At 75.0% G+C, this 16,874-nt stretch carries 11 protein-coding genes and 3 tRNA genes; 9 read left to right on the plus strand and 5 right to left on the minus strand.

The window, feature by feature from the left end; translation table 11 throughout:
- The first annotated feature begins 96 nt into the window (after positions 1–96).
- Together ACGFZP_RS10135 and ACGFZP_RS10140 are read left to right on the plus strand one after the other, a co-directional pair.
- A complete protein-coding gene (locus tag ACGFZP_RS10135; protein WP_392930586.1) occupies positions 97–426 on the plus strand; it encodes a hypothetical protein in 330 nt (109 codons plus the stop codon).
- A gap of 463 nt (positions 427–889) precedes the next feature.
- Positions 890–1,648 carry a pyridoxal 5'-phosphate synthase gene (locus ACGFZP_RS10140; protein WP_392930589.1) on the plus strand — a complete coding sequence of 253 codons (759 nt, stop codon included), beginning with the start codon at positions 890–892 and terminating at the stop codon, positions 1,646–1,648.
- Between the two features lie 90 nt (positions 1,649–1,738).
- Here the strand turns inward: ACGFZP_RS10140 and ACGFZP_RS10145 are convergent, their stop codons facing one another.
- On the minus strand, positions 1,739–2,806 hold the full coding sequence (locus ACGFZP_RS10145) for a DMT family transporter (protein ID WP_392930590.1): 1,068 nt from the start codon (positions 2,804–2,806) through the stop codon (positions 1,739–1,741).
- A gap of 152 nt (positions 2,807–2,958) precedes the next feature.
- On the opposite strand from ACGFZP_RS10145, the gene ACGFZP_RS10150 reads away from it, so the two are divergent.
- Both ACGFZP_RS10150 and ACGFZP_RS10155 read left to right on the plus strand, forming a co-directional pair.
- Positions 2,959–3,846, plus strand: coding sequence for a DUF1906 domain-containing protein (locus ACGFZP_RS10150; protein ID WP_392930592.1), 888 nt, complete (start codon positions 2,959–2,961; stop codon positions 3,844–3,846).
- A gap of 84 nt (positions 3,847–3,930) precedes the next feature.
- A complete protein-coding gene (locus ACGFZP_RS10155; protein WP_392930594.1) occupies positions 3,931–5,217 on the plus strand; it encodes a hypothetical protein in 1,287 nt (428 codons plus the stop codon).
- A gap of 9 nt (positions 5,218–5,226) precedes the next feature.
- Here the strand turns inward: ACGFZP_RS10155 and ACGFZP_RS10160 are convergent, their stop codons facing one another.
- From ACGFZP_RS10160 to ACGFZP_RS10170, 3 genes are read right to left on the minus strand one after another with little or no spacing between them, the layout of a single operon-like run.
- Positions 5,227–5,442 carry a hypothetical protein gene (locus ACGFZP_RS10160; RefSeq protein ID WP_392930596.1) on the minus strand — a complete coding sequence of 72 codons (216 nt, stop codon included), beginning with the start codon at positions 5,440–5,442 and terminating at the stop codon, positions 5,227–5,229.
- A gap of 38 nt (positions 5,443–5,480) precedes the next feature.
- Positions 5,481–5,885 carry a nuclear transport factor 2 family protein gene (locus ACGFZP_RS10165; RefSeq protein WP_392930599.1) on the minus strand — a complete coding sequence of 135 codons (405 nt, stop codon included), beginning with the start codon at positions 5,883–5,885 and terminating at the stop codon, positions 5,481–5,483.
- A 20-nt stretch (positions 5,886–5,905) separates the two neighbouring features.
- The gene (locus ACGFZP_RS10170) at positions 5,906–6,454 is read right to left on the minus strand and encodes a MarR family winged helix-turn-helix transcriptional regulator (RefSeq protein WP_392930602.1); all 549 of its coding nucleotides are present in this window, start codon (positions 6,452–6,454) and stop codon (positions 5,906–5,908) included.
- Positions 6,455–6,703: 249 nt separating this feature from the next.
- Here ACGFZP_RS10170 and ACGFZP_RS10175 point away from each other — a divergent pair, with 249 nt between their 5' ends.
- Positions 6,704–8,365 (plus strand): long-chain fatty acid--CoA ligase, encoded by a 1,662-nt coding sequence (locus ACGFZP_RS10175; protein ID WP_392930605.1) that lies wholly within the window; start codon positions 6,704–6,706, stop codon positions 8,363–8,365.
- A 66-nt stretch (positions 8,366–8,431) separates the two neighbouring features.
- Here ACGFZP_RS10175 and ACGFZP_RS10180 read toward each other — a convergent pair whose 3' ends face one another.
- A complete protein-coding gene (locus tag ACGFZP_RS10180; RefSeq protein WP_392930608.1) occupies positions 8,432–11,926 on the minus strand; it encodes a PAS domain-containing protein in 3,495 nt (1,164 codons plus the stop codon).
- 177 nt (positions 11,927–12,103) lie between these two features.
- Here ACGFZP_RS10180 and ACGFZP_RS10185 point away from each other — a divergent pair.
- The 4 genes from ACGFZP_RS10185 (at position 12,104) to ACGFZP_RS10200 (ending at position 16,712) form a co-directional block, all read left to right on the plus strand.
- Positions 12,104–12,194, plus strand: a tRNA-Ser gene (locus tag ACGFZP_RS10185).
- Positions 12,195–12,348: 154 nt separating this feature from the next.
- Positions 12,349–12,424 (plus strand) — tRNA-Arg (locus ACGFZP_RS10190).
- A 32-nt stretch (positions 12,425–12,456) separates the two neighbouring features.
- A tRNA-Arg gene (locus ACGFZP_RS10195) sits at positions 12,457–12,532 on the plus strand.
- A gap of 661 nt (positions 12,533–13,193) precedes the next feature.
- On the plus strand, positions 13,194–16,712 hold the full coding sequence (locus tag ACGFZP_RS10200) for an Ig-like domain-containing protein (protein WP_392930611.1): 3,519 nt from the start codon (positions 13,194–13,196) through the stop codon (positions 16,710–16,712).
- Positions 16,713–16,874: the final 162 nt, after the last annotated feature.

A 16,874-nucleotide genomic window follows, 5' to 3' on the forward strand; every position in this document is an offset into this window, starting at 1 on the left:
CTCTCGGCGTCGCAGCCCGCAGGTGTTCGTCTGGCCGACGGACTCCCGCACACCATGTACGACAATGCATGATTTTCAGTTTTTTGGAGGATTCTTATGGCTCGCATCCGCACCCACCGAGTGGCCGGTCTTCTGCTCGCGGCTCCGCTTGCCGCCGGTCTGCTGCTCGCGGGAGCCGGTGCCGCCGCCGCCGACAACGGCGCGGCGTCCAACGACGGCTCCAACGGCAGTGTGGTGTCGAACGTCGGGACGGGCAACGTCTTCGGATCCGTTGACGGCAACTACGTCTCCACCCAGCAGACGGCCACCGGTTCCGGTGCCTCCAACCAGGCCAACACCCTCGCGGTGAAGGACAACGCGGGCGTCATCCTGGCCGGCCAGGACAACAGGAACTTCAACATCGTCTTCGCCCCGGTCTTCCACTGACGGAGGCGGATCCCACCGCCGGCGGGGGCGCCGGAGGTGGGTGGCCGCGGGTGAGCTGAGCGCCCGCGGCGGGGTTCGAAGCGAAGCAGGAACCGGGTAGCGGAAAGGGTCACCGCGAGCCGGGCTCGTGGGCGGTGCCGATCGTCGGCACCGCCCACCGGTGCGTCCGGGCCCGCCGCCGGAGCAGCCTCGAACCCCTTCTGAAGCTCCCTTGACGCTCCCTCGAAAGCGCCTGTGACTTGCCGTTGAAGAACTCCCGAATCACTCCGAATCACTCTCGGAGCGCCCTCGGAACGGTCCGGCGGCCCGGCCCGGCCCCGCCCGGACACCCCGCAGCAAGGGCCCGCGCCCGGGTCCGTCACCCCTCGGCGGTACGGTTGCGCTCCGACAGCGCACCCCGCGCCCGGGCCGTCTCGGCCCGACCGACCGGGCTGCGGCCGCGGCAACCGGAGGGAAGGGCGCGATGGCAGCGGAGGAGGAGGGCCTGACCGGCCCGGGCGAGTCCACGCCCGCACCGCGGCCGGACCACGGGTCCGAGCCGAGGTCCGAAGCCAGGTCCGTACCCGAGCTACTGCTCGGCCGCCCGCCGATGGCCCGTCCGCTGCCGTCCTTCGACCCGGACACCGCCCCGGTCGAGCCCGGCCCGCTGTTCGTCGACTGGCTCGCCGACGCGTTCGCGGCCGGCGTCCTGGACCCGCAGGTGGTCACGCTCTCCACGGTCGACGCCGACGGGCTCCCGGACGCCCGGGTCCTGGTGGTGCGGGACGTCGACGCCTCCGGTACCGGCTGGGTCTTCTCGGCCGCCGCCGACAGCCCGAAGGGCCGCCAGCTCGCCGACCACCCGGCGGCCGCGATGACCCTCTACTGGCCGCCGCTCGGGCGCCAGATCCGGGTCCGCGGCACCGTCGAGCGGGCCGCGGACCAGGTCGCGGCGGCCGAGTTCGCCACCCGGTCCCCGGCCTCCCGGGTCGCCTCCCTGGTCGGCCGGCAGAGCGAGCCGCTGGCCGCCCTGGGCGAGTACGAGGAGGCCTCCGCGACCGCCCGCCGTCGGCTGGAGGCCACCCCGGACGCCGTCGCGGCCGGCCACGCGGTCTACACCCTGTGGGCGCACGAGGTGGAGTTCTGGCAGGGCGACGCCGACCGCCGCCACGTCCGACTGCGCTACACCCGGACGGGTCCGGTCCGCACCCCGGAGTGGTCGCGCACCCTGCTCTGGCCCTGAGCGACCGGCCCGCGGGAAACCCTCAGCCTCGGAAAGCCATGGGCCGCAGATAGCCCGTGAGCCCCCGAAGGCGGCGCGGCCCCGGCCCGGTCAGCGCCGCCCGGTCAGCGTGGCCCCCACGCTGGCCGCCACCACACAGCCGATGCCGGCCAGCTGCGGCCCGCCCAGCAGCTGGCCCAGCACCACCAGGCCGACCAGTGCGCTCACCGCGGGCTCCAGGCTCACCAGCACGCTGAACACCCGCTGCGGCATCCGCCGCAGCGCCGTCATCTCCAGCGTGTACGGGATCACCGGCAGCAGCAGCGACACCCCGGCCACCGAGAGCAGCAGCACCAGCGGCGAGGCACCGGGCGCGGTCAGCCCGTCCCAGGCCTGGCCGAACCCGAACGGCGCCACCGTCAGCGCGCCGACCGTCATCGAGACGGCGAGGCCCTGGAAGCCCTGGAACGCGGCACCGACCTTGTCCGTGAACAGGATGTACGCGGCGTAGCAGGCGGCCGCTCCGAAGGCGTATGCCAGCCCGACCGGGTCCAGCGACGAACCGCCGTCGCCCTCGCCGAGCAGCGTCAGCAGCGCCACCCCGCCGGCCGCCAGCAGTGCCCAGAGCAGGTGGCTGGCCCGCCGGGCGAAGACCAGCGCCACCGCGAGCGGGCCGAGGAACTCGATGGTCGCCGCGGTGCCCATCGGCAGCCGGTCGATCGCCCCGGCGAACAGCAGGGTCATCCCGGCCGAGGCCATCCCGAGCAGTCCGGCCGCGGCCAGGTCCCGCGGACGGCGCCCGCGCAGCCGGGGCCGGGTGACGGCCAGCAGGAGGACCGCGGCGAAGCCCAGCCGGAGGAAGGTCGTGCCGCTGACACCGAGCGGGCCGAACAGCGGCTTGGAGAGCGCGATGCCGAGCTGCACCAGGAACATCGCGGCCAGACAGAGGAGCGGCGCCGGGATCCGCTCCGGGCGCCGCACCAGCTTCGGGATCCGCCGACCGGTCGGCCGGGCGGGCTGCGCGCCTGGGGGAGGCTCGGTGCCGGGCGCCCCGTCTCGTCGCCAGCCACCGCGCTCGCCGGCGGGCTCGCCCTTGGGGGCGGGCGGCATGGCAAGAGCCTCGGCGACGGCGGCGGCCGGCGTCGGGGCGGCGGTTTCGACGGGAGGGGACGTGGGCATAGAGGCGAGTTTGCCGTAAGGAGTAAGTGCGGGGCAAGCTCGTTACCAAAATGCGGACGGATACGGACGGGTGCGGCTGAAAGGGTGAGCTCCGGCGGTGCATGCGGCGCGGTTGCCGCAATCATCCGATGGTCCGTCAGTATCAATGGCGGGTGCGCTATCTCCGCCCGGCGGCCCTCTCCGCCGCATCCCTGGTCCTGCTCCTCGCCACCGACGGGACGGGCCTGACGGGCCTGAGCGCCGAGGCGACCTCCCCGGTCGGCGCCGCCGCCCCCCGCATCCGCGGCACCGTACTACCGGACCGGCCCGGTCCACCCGCCGCCCGGACCCGCGACCTCTACAGCGGTGCCGCCTTCGACACCTGTACCGCGCCCCCGCTGGACACCCTCCGCGCCTGGCGCGGCACCTCCCCGTACGGCGCGGTCGGCATCTACACCAGCGGTGCCCAGCGCGGCTGCGCCCAGCCCCGGCTCAGCGCCGATTGGGTCCGCCAGGCGCGGGCGATGGGCTGGCGGTTCCTGCCCGTCCACGTCGGACTTCAGGCACCGTGCAGCGAGCTCAAGGGCAAGCCCGCGCGGATCGACCCGGCCCACGCCGTCCAGCAGGGCCGGGACGAGGCGGTCGAGGCGGTCGGCGGCCTGAAGGCCGTCGGGCTGGGCGCGGGCAGTCCGGTCTTCCTCGACATGGAGGCGTACCCGATGCGGGACGCGGCCTGCGGTCAGGCGGTCGTCGACTTCACCCTCGGCTGGACCCAGGGCCTGCACGCGGCCGGCTACCGCTCCGGCTTCTACTCCAGCCTCGACTCCGGGATCGCCGACCTCGCGGCGGCCGCCCGGGCCGGCAGTTCCCCGCTGCCCGACAGCGTCTGGTACGCGCGCTGGAACGACGGCGCCGACACCGCCGGCGGCGGCGCGCTCGCCGCCGATCTCTGGACCGGCCACCAGCGCGTCCACCAGTACCGCGGCAACGTCGAGGAGACCTACGGGGGAGCCGCCCTCACCATCGACCGCAACCAGGTCGACACCCCGCTGGCGAACTGAGCCCGGGCCGTCCTCGTACCTCCCCCCGTCCGGCGTCCCGGATAGGGTGTGCCGTCGACTCGATCGAGGCACAGGGGGACGGGCGTGTCGGAGCAGCAGGGGTACCACGGCGGAGGCGGGTACGGCACACCGCCGCAGCACCCGTACGGCCAGGGGAACCCGTACCAGCAACCGGCGCCGTACCAGCAGAACCCGTACCAGCAGCAGGACCCGTACCAGCAGAACCCGTACGCGCAGCCGGTCCCGCCGCAGCCGGTCCTGCCGCAGCCCGTGTCACCGCAGTACGCGCCGCCTCCGCGGGCGCCCCTACAGCCGGCGCCCGCCCAACAGGCCCCCGCCCCGCAGACGCCCGGCGGCAACCCCGGCGGCTTCCCCGGCCCCGAGCCGCGCCGCAGCCGGACCGCCGTCCTGCTGCAGTTCACGTTCCAGTGGATCTACGCCCCGCTCTGGATCGCCGCCCTGGCCGCCCTGATCGCGCTCCTGCTCTGGGCGGGCGGCGGCGGCCCGTCCGGCCCGGACTCCGACGCCTGGCTGAAGGTCAACCGCTCCTTCATCCCGCCCCGCCGCCTGAAGGCCGAGCTCACCGGCCGCCCCGAGGACTGGGAGCGCTACGTCGCCCCGATCCTGGAGCGCCGGATCCGCAGCGCCGAGGCCGAGTACGCCGCCGGCGCCGGTGACGTCGCCGCCGACCTCAGCCGCGCGATGGGGGTCAGGCTCGCCGTACGCCTCTACCGCGGCCTCGGCGCGGCCGGCGTGGTGCGCCTCGCCGAGCGCTACGGCTGGCACGGGGTGGCCGACGGCGGCGACCGCAACCACGTCCGGCTCGGCCGCCGGTTCCCCGCGCCCGCGCAGATCCACGCGCCCGGTCCGCAGGACCCGCCCGCCGCGCCCGGCACGCCGTGGGGGCCGCGCCCGGGCAGGTTCGCCCTGCTGCTCCCCGTCATCCTGGTGCTGCAGGTCGTCTACGTTCCCGTGTACTGCCTCTCCACCTTCTGGCTGGACCGCACCGAGCCCGACTACTGGGACCGCTGGGGTGCCCGCTGGGCGGTCGGGCCCCGCGCGTTCTGGGCGGAGCTGACCGGTGGCGCCGCGGCCTGGGACCGCCACGTCCGCCGCATCCTGGCCCGCGACATCCGCCAGGACGCCGCCCGAGACAAGGGGCCCGACCGCGGCGTGGTGGCCGCGGACGGCACCTTCGTCCGCCGGATCCGGATCAACCTCGCGACCTACCGCGGCGCCGGCGCCCAGCAGGTTCTGCGCATCGCGGCCGAGCACGGCTGGCACCTCGACCCGGCGTACACCCCTCAACCCGAGGTCTGCGTCCGCCTGTGCCGCACCGACCGCGCCACCCCGGCCCAGGCGCCGGCCTAGTCGGCAGGCCTAGGCCGACCCCCGCTTCCACTCGCCGTTGCCGAGTGGGATCCACCCCTGCCCGGCGCAGTCGGGACAGGTCTCGGAGATGTACCCCGTGCCCGTCCGGTCGGCCCGCACCCCGAGGCGGGCGCGGGTCCGCACACCCCCGGCGCAGTTCGGGCACGGCACCCGGAATCTGGCCGGCTCGCGCTGCACCTGGCGATCGTCATGGCTGTCGCTCATGCCGTTCAGTATTGCGCGCCGCGGCCGCTCCCACCCGGTCATGCCGGGCCCGCGGCACCGTCGCCGGGCGGGCCGGCCGCGGCCATGACGGCCTGCCAGGGGGCGGAGTCGAAGACGAGCGTGATCTCGGTGATCAGGCCGTCGCGGAGCCGGAAGTGCTCGGCCGTGCGCTGGGTGATGCCGAGGGCCGGGACGGTGTGGAGGTTGTAGACCAGCGTCGCCTCGGCCTCGCCGTACAGGGCGCTGACCGGCTCCACCTCGGTGACGATGCCCAGGAGTCCGTCCAGGCCGTCGAGGTGGCCGGTCGGGCTGTCGGAGGTGATGAACGGGCTTCGGAAGACGAATCCTTCGCCGATCTGGGCCGCGGCCGTGGCGACATCGCCGCGGAACCGGGCCTCGGAGTACGTCCTGACGGGGTGTCGGCTGGAGGGCTCGGCGGTCATGCGGTGCTCCTCGTCCTGGGTCAGGAGGCCGGCTGGTCGGGCTGAACGTCGGCCAGGTACTGCTCGATCCGGTGCTGGTTCTCGACCAGGCGCAGGCACAGGTGCCGGAGTTGGGCGAGTTCGTCCTCGGTGAAGCCGCGGAAGACGGCGGACATGGCGCGCTGCGTCGGCTGGCGGAAGGCCTCCAGCCAGTCGCTGCCGGCCGGGGTGATCCGGGCCCTGACCGACCTGCGGTCGTGCCGGTCCTGGACCCGTTGGGCCAGTCCGTCGCGTTCCAGCGTGTCGACCAGGCCGGTGACGTTGCGCGAGCTCACACCGGCCGCGCGGGCCAGGTCGCCGATGCTCAGCCCCTCGTCGGCGGCCACGCTCAGCCGGGCGAGGAGGTCGAGCGCACCCGCGCTGAGACCACGGCCGCCCGCGCCCTGCGCGCGCAACCGGTCCACGGCCTGCGAAGCCGAGCGGACCGCCGCGGCCGCCTCCAGCGTGAGCGTGCGGTCGCCTGCCGCGAACGCCCGCATGGTCGCCCTGACCCCGGGGTCGTGGAGGAGGCCGTCGGAGTCGGGAGTCAACTCTGAGTTATGTACGTCCTTCATAATGAAGCAGTACTCTATCCGCGCGGAGGTGACACCGCCACAGATTCCGCTGTTTCCGACCGGCGTTCCACGAATCGTCACCAACGCGAAGCCGTGATCCGTTCAACGGGCCGAGGATGCTGACATCGGCCCCGCCGGGAGGCACAATCGGCCTCGGCTGCCCGAGATTACCGCCCAGTAGGCGCGGGGGAGCCCGCCCAGGTGCCGCCAGGTCAAGGAGGACCCGTGTTCAGCACGATGCAGGACGTACCGCTCACCGTCGCCAGGATCCTCACCCACGGTGCCACCATCCACGGCCGGTCGACCGTCACCACCTGGGACGGCGCCGGGCCGGTCGTCCGGACGTACGCCGAGGTCGGGGCGCGGGCCGCGCAGCTCGCGTACGCGCTGCGCGACGAGCTCGGGGTCACCGGCGACGACCGGGTGGCGACGCTGATGTGGAACAACGCCGAGCACCTGGAGGCGTACCTCGCGGTGCCGTCGATGGGGGCGGTGCTGCACACGCTGAACCTGCGGCTGCCGGGCCAGCAGCTGGCGTTCATCGTCAACCACGCCGCCGACCGCGTGATCATCGTCAACGGCACCGTGCTCCCGCTGCTCGCCGCCGTCCTGCCGGCCCTCAACCCCACCCTCAAGCACATCGTGGTCAGCGGCCCCGGCGACAGGTCCGTCCTGGACGGCTTCGCCGGCACCGTGCACGAGTACGAGGACCTGATCGCCGACCGGCCCACCGAGTACCCGTGGCTGGACGACCTCGACGAGCGCCAGGCCGCCGTGCTCTGCTACACCTCCGGCACCACCGGCGACCCGAAGGGCGTGCTCTACAGCCACCGGTCGGTCTACCTGCACTGCCTCCAGGTCAACACGGGCGACAACTTCGCCTTCACCCCGCGCGACACCGCGCTGCCGGTCGTCCCGATGTTCCACGTGAACGCCTGGGGCATCCCGCACGCCGCCTTCATGTCGGGTGCCAACCTGCTCATGCCGGATCGTTTCCTCCAGCCCAAGCCCATGGCCGAGATGATCGCCCGGGTGCGGCCCACCGTCAGCGCCGCCGTGCCCACCATCTGGAGCGGCCTGCTGGACGAGCTCGACGCGGGGGACTACGACACCTCCAGCCTGCGCATGGTGGTCATCGGCGGCTCCGCCTGCCCGCCCGCCCTGATGCGCGGCTTCGACGAGCGCCACGGCATCAAGGTGGTGCACGCCTGGGGCATGACCGAGACGTCCCCGCTGGGCTCCTTCGCCCAGCCGCCCGGCGGCCTGACCCCCGAGGAGGAGTGGGAGTACCGCGTCACCCAGGGCGTCTTCCCGGCCTCCGTCGAGGCCCGGCTGACCGGCCCGGGCGGCGAGCGGATGCCGCACGACGGCGTCTCGGCGGGCGAGCTGGAGGTGCGCGGCCCGTGGATCGCCGGGGCGTACTACGGCGGCGCCGGCCACGACCCGGAGCGTCCGGAGGACAAGTTCAGCGAGGACGGCTGGCTGCGCACGGGGGACGTCGGCACCATCACCCCCGACGGCTACCTCACCCTCACCGACCGCGCCAAGGACGTCATCAAGTCCGGCGGTGAGTGGATCTCCTCGGTCGACCTGGAGAACCAGCTGATGGCCCACCCGGAGGTCGCCGAGGCCGCCGTGGTCGCCGTCCCGGACGAGCGGTGGGGCGAGCGGCCGCTGGCCACCGTCGTCCTGCGGCCGGGCGCCACCGCGGGGCTGCCGGAGCTGCGGGCCTTCCTGGCCGAGCGGATCGCCTCCTGGCAGCTGCCGGAGCGCTGGGCGATCGTCGAGTCGGTGCCGAAGACCTCGGTCGGCAAGTTCGACAAGAAGGTGATCCGGGCGACCTACGCGGCGGACGGCCTGGACGTCACGGTGCTCGGCAAGGAGTAGACCGGGCCGCGCGGAGCGGAACGGACCGGAGGGCCGGCCACCACGGGTGGCCGGCCCTCCGCCGCGTCAGCCGGCGGCGGCGACGCCCGCCTCGCCCATGGCGCCGATCCGCCCGAGCAGGTCGACGATCCGGGACTGCACGTCCGCGCTGGTCGAGCGCTCGGCGAGGAACAGCACCGTCTCGCCGGTCCGCAGCCGGGGCAGCTCGCGCGGGTCGAGGTCCACCGAGGTGTAGACGACCAGCGGGGTGCGGTGCAGCCGGTCGTTGGTGCGCAGCCAGTCCAGCAGGCCGACCCGGCGGCGGCGGATCTGGAAGAGGTCCATCACCACCAGGTTCGGCTGCACGCTGCTGGCCCGGGCCACGGCGTCGTTCTCGTCGGACGCGTGCTCGACGTGCATGCCGCGCCGTTCCAGGCTGCTGATCATGGCGGCGGCGATGTCCGGGTCGCCTTCGACCAGCAGCACGCGCGGGGCGTGGTTCTCGCCGTCCCGCGGGGCCAGCGCGCGCAGCAGCACGGCCGGGTCGGCGCCGTACGCGGCGTCCCGGGTGGCCTGGCCGAGGCCGGCGGTGACCAGCACCGGGACCCGGCTGTTCAGCGCCGCGGTGCGCAGCGACTGCAGCGCGGTGCGGGTGATCGGGCCGGTCAGCGGGTCGACGAAGAGCGCGGCGGGGAAGCCGGAGACCTGGGCGTCCACCTCCTCGCGGGAGCGGACGATCACCGGGCGGTAGCCGCGGTCCTGAAGGGCCTGGCGGGTGGCCGCGTCGGGCTCGGGCCAGACCAGCAGGCGGCGCGGGCCGCCGTCCGCGGCGGGCGTGGCCATGGCCGGGTGGTCGCCGGTGTCCTCCCCGTGCGGGGCGGCGGCGGGGAGCTCGGCCATCGGGCGGGGGGCCGTCCGGAGCTCGGGGGCGGCGGGCAGCTGCGGGGGTCCGGCCGGCATCGGCGGCGCGGCCGGGGCGGGGATGCCGCCGGCGTAGGCCTCGCCGGGTCCGCCGAGCGGGCGCGGCGGTGCGAGCTCGGCCAGGCCGCTGCCGACCGGGCGCGGCGGCTGCGGTGCCTGCGGCGCCTGCTCGACGGCGGCCGCGGGAAGGGCGGGCCGGGCCGGCTCCAGGGCGGTGCCGGGCGTCGGGGCGGGTGCCTCCGGGGCCTCCGTGTCCGCGCCCGGAGGGACGGCCAGCCGGCGGCGCCGACCGGTCGGCGCGACGGCGGGCGGCTCGGCCGCGGCGGGGGCCGGGCCGGCCGGCAGCGCGTGCTCCAGTCCGGGGTAGAGCTGGGTGCCGGGGTCGGGGACGCCCGGCAGCGAGAGCGCGCCGGAGGAGTCCTCGGCGGCCGGCAGGGCCCGGCGCCGACGGGACGGCTTCTGCTCGGTCTCGGCGTCGGCGGAGACGGCCGTCCCCGCCGCCGGGGTCGGCTCGGCGCCCTCCGGCGCGGGGTGCTCCGGAGCAGGGCCGAGCGCGATCGGGCCGCGGCCGCCGGGGGCGTCGGCCTCCTCGGCGGCCGGACCGTCCTGGTGCTCGCCGTCGACCGGTACCGCGTAGGCCGGACCGGATCCACCGTCGTCCTTGCCCCACGGGTCGCTGGCCGGGTTCTCCGGTCCGCCGATCCCCTGGCGCCCGTAGGCGGGGTCGTTCCCGGTGCCGTTCCACTGCTCGGGGACGGCCCGCTCGACCCGCGCGGGGGCGTTCGGCCACTGCTCGGCGGCCGGCTCCTGTGCGGCGGGGGGCGCGGTCGGCTCCTCGGCGGCGGCCCGCCCGCGGCGGCCGCGCCGCTCGGGCACCGGCTGCTCGGCGGGCTGCTCCGGCGCGCCGTCGCCCGGGGCCGCCGCGTCCTCGGCGGCGTCCTCCTCCGGGCGGGGTGCGGCGGCGGGCAGCTCCGGGATGCCCGGCAGGTCGGGCAGGACGGCGCTGTCGGTCTCCTTGGGCCGGTCCGACCGGCCCTCGGCGGCGGCGCGCTCGGCGGCGGCCTTCGCCGCGACCGGGTCCAGCGGCAGCTCGACCACATAGGTGGTGCCGGCCTTGCCGGGAAGCTCGTGCGGCTGGAGCACGCCGCCGTGACGCTCCACCACCGTGCGGGCTATCGGCAGGTGGACGGGGCTGCCGCCGCGCCCGGGGCCGCGGATCTCCACCCGGGCGACCTCGCCGCGCTGGGCGGCCGCGAGCACCACCATGGGCACGTCGCCGTCGGCCGGGGGCAGGGCGGCGGTGCCGGGGGCCGCCAGCCCGGGGGAGGACACCGCCGGTGCGGCATCCAGCGAGAGCGCGACCCCGCTGACGTCGGCGACCAGGTGGGCCAGCGCCTGGGCGAGCCGCTGCTCGTCGGCGATCACCTCGACGGCGGCGGCGTGCACGGAGAACCGCACCCGGCCGGCGCCGACCAGCTCGCCCGCGTGCTCCACGGCCCGTCGGACCACCTTGTCCAGGGCGACCGGGACGCGCTCGGCGGCCTTCTGCTCACCCTTGCCGTCGGTGCGGCCGTCGCCGGGGCCGGCCGGTCCGCTGTCGCCGGCCTCGGAGCGCTGGTGGGCGAGCACGCCGTCGATCAGCTTGCCGAACCGCCGGCACTCGTCGGCGAGCCGGCGCAGCGTCCAGTTGGCCTCCGGCCAGAGCTGCCCGGCCGGGTCCCCGGCCAGCGCGTCGATCCGGCGGTGCAGCGCGGTCAGCGCGCCGCCCAGCTCGCTCTCCAGAACCGCGGTGAGGTGCTCGTTGCGGGCGATCAGGGCCAGCTCGCGGCTGCGGTCGGTGAAGGTCATCACCGCGCCGACCAGCTGGTCGCCGTCCCGGACGGGGGCGGTGGTGAGGTCGACGGTGACCGGCCGGCCGTCCTTGCGCCACAGCACGGTGCCCCGCACCCGGTGCTTGCGCCCGGAGGTCAGGGTGTCCAGCAGCGCGGACTCCTCCAGCGCCAGCGGGGTGCCGTCGGCCCGGGAGTGCTGGATCAGGGGGTGCAGCTCGCGCCCGCCCAGCTCGCTCGCCCGGTACTCCAGGATGTGCGCGGCGGCCGGGTTGACGAGCACGCAACGGCCTTCGAGGTCGACCCCGAGCACGCCTTCGGCGGCGGCCCGCAGGATCATCTCGGTCTGCTTGTGCTGGCGGCGCAGCTCCGCCTCGACGCCGAGCCGGCTGGACAGGTCGCGCACCAGCAGCAGCAGCAGGTCGCTGCCGGAGGACGAGCCCTCGCGGTACGGGTCGTAGGGGACGAGCGGGGAGAGCGCGTAGCCGCGTCCCTCGCTGGCGCCGTCGTCGGCGAAGTCGTTGCCGGAGACCTCGACCGGGAAGGCGGTGCCGTCGGTGCGGCGGGCCGTCATCCGCACCGGGCGGTCGAGGGCGTCGTCCTCGCGGGGCGCCGGCCGCATCGAGCCGGGGATCCGGCTCGGGTCGAACTCGGGCAGGAGGTCCAGGACGCCCATGCCGACCAGCGAGGTGCCGGGGGCTTGGAGCGCCCGGACGGCCGCGTTGTTGGCATCGACGACGGTGCCGTTGCTGTTCACCAGCAGCAGCGCGTCGGGCAGGGCGTCGAGTATGGCGGCGAGGCGAGCAGCGCCTCGGATCGGCCTGCTGCTCACGTCGACAGGTCTCCTCGGCTCAGGGCAGCTCCTCCGGAGACGGCAGTATCTCATTCTTCTTTGCGGCGGGGACGACCCGCCTAGTAACGTTGGCGGTGGTTGGTGTCGGGCCCTTGGGTTGTGGCATCATCACAGGCACACGGAACGGGTCCGCCAGACGGGCGCGCTCCATGTGGAGGAGGCTTCGCCTAGTCCGGTCTATGGCGCCGCACTGCTAATGCGGTTTCGGGGTTATTCCTGATCGAGGGTTCAAATCCCTCAGCCTCCGCCTCTGAGAGCCCCGCCGACGAGCACGTCGGCGGGGCTCTCTGCATGATCGCCCGGCGGGGTCCGGTACGGCCCGGATCAATCGATTTCGCCCCGAGTCGCAGGTCATGTAATGTTGTTCCCGCACCGCCCCGGTGGCACGTTCACCAGGGCGAGCGCTCATAGCTCAACGGATAGAGCACTTGACTACGGATCAAGAGGTTGCAGGTTCGAATCCTGCTGAGCGCACCAAACCTTCGCAAGACCGGGTTCGCCCGGCACTTGCGCTCATAGCTCAACGGATAGAGCACTTGACTACGGATCAAGAGGTTGCAGGTTCGAATCCTGCTGAGCGCACCACCAGGGAAGCCCCCGGCCATCGGCCGGGGGCTTCTCCGCTTTCCCGGGCGGTGGTCGGGCCCCGTCCCGGGGTGTCGGCGATCGCGCCGTAGGCGGTCGTCCGGAAGGCCTCGGTCTTCGGAGTCCGGGCCTCGCCGGGGGCGGCCGCCCGGCTCCCGCGGCAGGGGGATTCGGGGGCGGCGTCCTCCAGGTGGGTGACGGGGCTCCGAGTGCCGCCCGGAGCCGGTCCCGCTGATCGTCCAGGCGTTCGGCGGACAGTGTGCGGACGCCGGGATCGAGTTCGAACAGAGCCCCCGGAGACGGCGGGGCCGCAGGGCGCGACCGCCGAGAGGCCGCTCCTGGCGGGAGTGGGGTCCATGGTCACGGGCCCCGACGCTCCCGAGCGGTCGGCTCATTCGAACAGAGCATCCCGAAGGGCCGTCAGGTGCTGCGTGGTGGCGCCTGGTTGGAATCGTCGGATTCACTGCGATACGCCGCCTAATGGATGAAATACATCCCTTTCGGGTACATCCTTCCTGCCGGTCGGATGACGGCTGTTCGGGTGGGACACGGCCAATAGCGCAGGTGTCGAAGTATGACCGGACCAGGATCGTGATTCCGTTTTGTCAGATCTTGTGCCCAGACTGCCCGCCCCAGGCAGCCGACACCGAAGGAGAGCCGGATGAGCCGACAGTCTCCCCGCGACGCCGTCCTGTCCGGCCCGGCCCCGGAGCGGCGGATTCGCCGGACGGGCAGCACCAGGCGGCTGCCCCTGGCCACGGCGGGCGTCTGCGCCGTGCTGGCCGCCGGACTGCTGATCGGCTGGAATCCGCCGTTCTCCGCCGCCCAGCAGTCACCCGACACCTGGTCGGGCGAGCACCGCGCACTGCTGCCCTCCGGGCTCTCCGTCCAGCTCGACTTCTCGCCCGCTCCCGGAACGGGCGTCACCGCCGAGCCGGGCGAGCTGGCCGACCGCGCCGGAGGGGGACGGTCGGCCGCGCTCTACACGGACGGCCTGCGGCCGGGCGACCCGGCCGAGACCTTCCGGATCACCGAGGACCGCCCGCAGGCGGATGGCTCCTGGCGCACCGTCGGAACGCTCCAGCTCACCTTCTCCGGGGCCGTCCGCAATCCCCGGCTGCACCTCAGCGGACTCGCCGCAGTAGCCACCGGAAGGGACGGCACCACCAGCACCGCCACCCGGCTGACCGTCACCGGCGGCTCGCCGGACGCGCCCACCCTGGTCAACCGCACCGATTGGCCCGGTTGGACGGTCGACGGCAACTCCCTCGCCCCGGCCGGGGCCGACGGCGCCTCCGACGGATCGGGGGGCTCGGCCGCCGAGGGCAGCCTGGAGCTGGCCGGGACGTTCCGGACCGCCGTGCTCCGGGTCGAGCAGCGCTCCACCGCCAGGGCCGGCAGCACCACCGCCCCCGTCCGGCTGAACCAGGCGTACACCGTCACCGTGGACGAGGGCGTCGGGACGGCCCCGCAGGGCTACGGGAACGCCTCCCACCTGCTCTCCGACCTCTTCCTCGGCGCCGAAGCCGCCTCTCCGGCCCGACTCGCCCGGCGGACCGCCGTCCGGTCGTCGGTGCCCGCCCCCGCCTCCGCCGAGGGCGCGACCCCCGGGGCGGATCCGGCCGACGAGCCGCTGGTACAGCTCGACCACGGCGCGGGGCGGCGCAGCGTCTGGTCCAGCCCGGCGCCGCCGCAGCTCCAGCCCGGGCGCGGTGAGTACCAGGGCGCGGATCCGAGCATCGGCTACCCCGCCGAGGCCGCGATCGGCCGCTACTACCGGCTGACCGTGCCGGTCGCGGTGGGCGGCGCGACCGCCACCCTGGCCGGCTGGGTCGACTTCGACCGCAACGGCCGCTTCGACGCCACCGAGCGGGTGCAGAGCGAAGTACCGGCCGGGGCCGACCACACCGTCCTGGAGTGGACCGTCCCCGCCGGCGCATCCTCGGGGGAGACCTGGGCCCGGCTGCGGATCGGCCGCGACGCCGCCCAACTGGTGCCGCCCGGCGGCTTCGCCGACTCCGGACAGGTGCTGGACCAGCGGATCCGGCTGACGGTCGGCGCCGCCCGCCCCGAGATCGCCGAACCGGTCGACGGCGCCGTGGTCGCCGACGCGCGCCCACAGGTGCGCGGCGAGGGCGCGGTCTCGGGCGCGACGGTGGAGGTCCGCGACGGGGACGCCACGCTCTGCCGCGCCCACGCGGGGAAGAAGGGCGACTGGTCCTGCCGCCCCGGCGGAGCGCTCAGCCCCGGCGTTCACGCCCTCACCCCGGTCGAGACCACCAGCGGCGGGGTGGTGCTGCGCGGCGAACCGATCCGGATCACCGTGAAGACCGCGCCGCCGGCCGCCCCCGCGCTCACCCTGCCGGAGTACACCAACGACCCGGGACTCCAGCTGACCGGCACCGGCGAGGCGGGCAGCACCGTCTCGGTCACCGACCAGCCGGCCGGAGTGCGCGGCGCCGGGGTCGAACTGTGCAGCACGGCCGTCCGCTCCGACGGTGCGTGGTCCTGTCTGCCGGTGGAGAACCTGACGGACGGTCGGCACCAGCTCACCCCGACCGCCGTCGACGCGGCCGGGAACCGGACGGCGGGGCGCGCCACCGGACTGGTCGTGGACACCGTCGCGCCGGCCCGTCCGGTGCTCACCGCCCCGGCCGCCGGCGAGACCGTCCGGATCGCCCGGCCGAAGCTCGCGGGGCGGGCGGAGGCGGGCGCCAGGGTGATCGTCACCGCCCGGGCGGGCGGCTCGGGGCCGGCCTCCGACTCGGCCTCGGCCGAGCGGATCGTGGCCTGCGGGGCGACGGCGGCCATCGACGGCAGCTGGACCTGCACGGCCAACCGGGATCTGCCGGAGGGCGAGCAGTGGCTGCTCGTCACGGCGACCGACCTCGCGGGGAACGGCACGTCGGGGGATCCGGTCGGCATCCGGGTCGCGGCGGCGGTGCCAGTGCCTTCGACTCCTTCACCGGTCGTGCCGTCGCCCTCGGCGGCGGCTCCGGTGACACCTCCGGTGACGGCATCGCCGTCGGTGTCCCTGCCGGTGGTGCCCGTGCCGACCGTTCCCCCGACGGCTGTTCCCTCGCCCGCGGTGCCCACGGCGTCGGTGCCCACGGCGTCGGTGCCCACGGCGTCGGTGCCTGCTTCGGCGGTGCCCTCGGTGTCGGTGCCTGCTTCGGCGGTGCCCTCGCCCCTCGTCGCCTCGCCCGTGCCTACGTCCTCGGTGCCGGTCCCGTCACTGTCGGCATCGGCCGTTCCGACCCCGACGTCCCCGGCAGCCGTGCCGGCCTCACCCGCGGCGGCTTCTCCGATCCCCACGGCGCCGATCCCCACGGCGCCGATCCCCACGGCGCCGATCCCCACGGCGCCGAGCCCCTCGGCGACCGTCCCGGTCGGCTCGGCGAGTCCGTCCGTCCCGTCCGTGCCCGTCCTCGACCCCGTTGCGCCGGGGCTGCTGCCGGTGGTCGTTCCGGTGGTCGTGCCGCCGGTCGCGGGTCCGACCCCGTCGTCGGCGCCCACCGTTCCGGTGCCCTCGGCCTCGGTGCCTTCGGCACCCGTCCCGACGGTGTCGCCGTCCGTCCCGGTGGGCTCGGCGAGTCCGTCCGTCCCGTCCGTGCCCGCCCTCGACCCCGTTGCGCCGGGGCTGCTGCCGGTCGTCGTGCCGGTGGTCGTGCCGCCGGTCGCGGCCGTTCCCGGACGGCCGGCGGTGCCGGGCTCCTCGGTGTCGCCGAGCGTGCCTGGTTCCCCGGGCGTGTCCGTCTCGCCGAGCGTGTCCGCGCCGGCTGGTGTGTCGGGCTCCTCGGTGTCGCCGAGTGTGTCCGCGCCGGCCGGTGGGGCGGCGAGCCCGAGCGGCGGCCTGTCCGCGGCTCCTTCTCCCTCTCCTTCTCCCGCCCTGTCCGTCTCCCCGTCTCCGGTTGCCGCGTCGGCTGCGGCCGGTCCGGTGTCCGCTGCGCCCGCCCCCGTCGGGCCCGTCTCAGGTGACCCGGAGGTGCAACCCGCTGCCGAGTCCTCCCGGGCACTGGCCGCGCCGCCCGGCGGGGCCGTGGCCGCGGAGACCGCGGCCGACCGGCCCGGTTCGGGCGGCTGGCGCGGTGCGCTCGCCGGCTTCCTGCTGCTGCTCACCGGGATCGGCCTGATCACCCGCCGGGTCTTCGCCCGGGGGCCCGGCGCTCGGCGCCGCTGAGCCAATCCGAACCATTAGCCCATGTGCCTGCGCGTCAGGTCGGCTTCGGACGATTCGTCAGGAAATGTCGACACACGACACCTCAAATGTCGCATTTGATGACGTATGAACTTAGCCTGATCTTGGCACTGCCCGTCAGATCCGGGCCGCCCGTTGCGCGAC

Origin of the sequence: Kitasatospora sp. NPDC048239, from assembly GCF_043202015.1 — a bacterium.
GTDB lineage: Bacteria > Actinomycetota > Actinomycetes > Streptomycetales > Streptomycetaceae > Kitasatospora.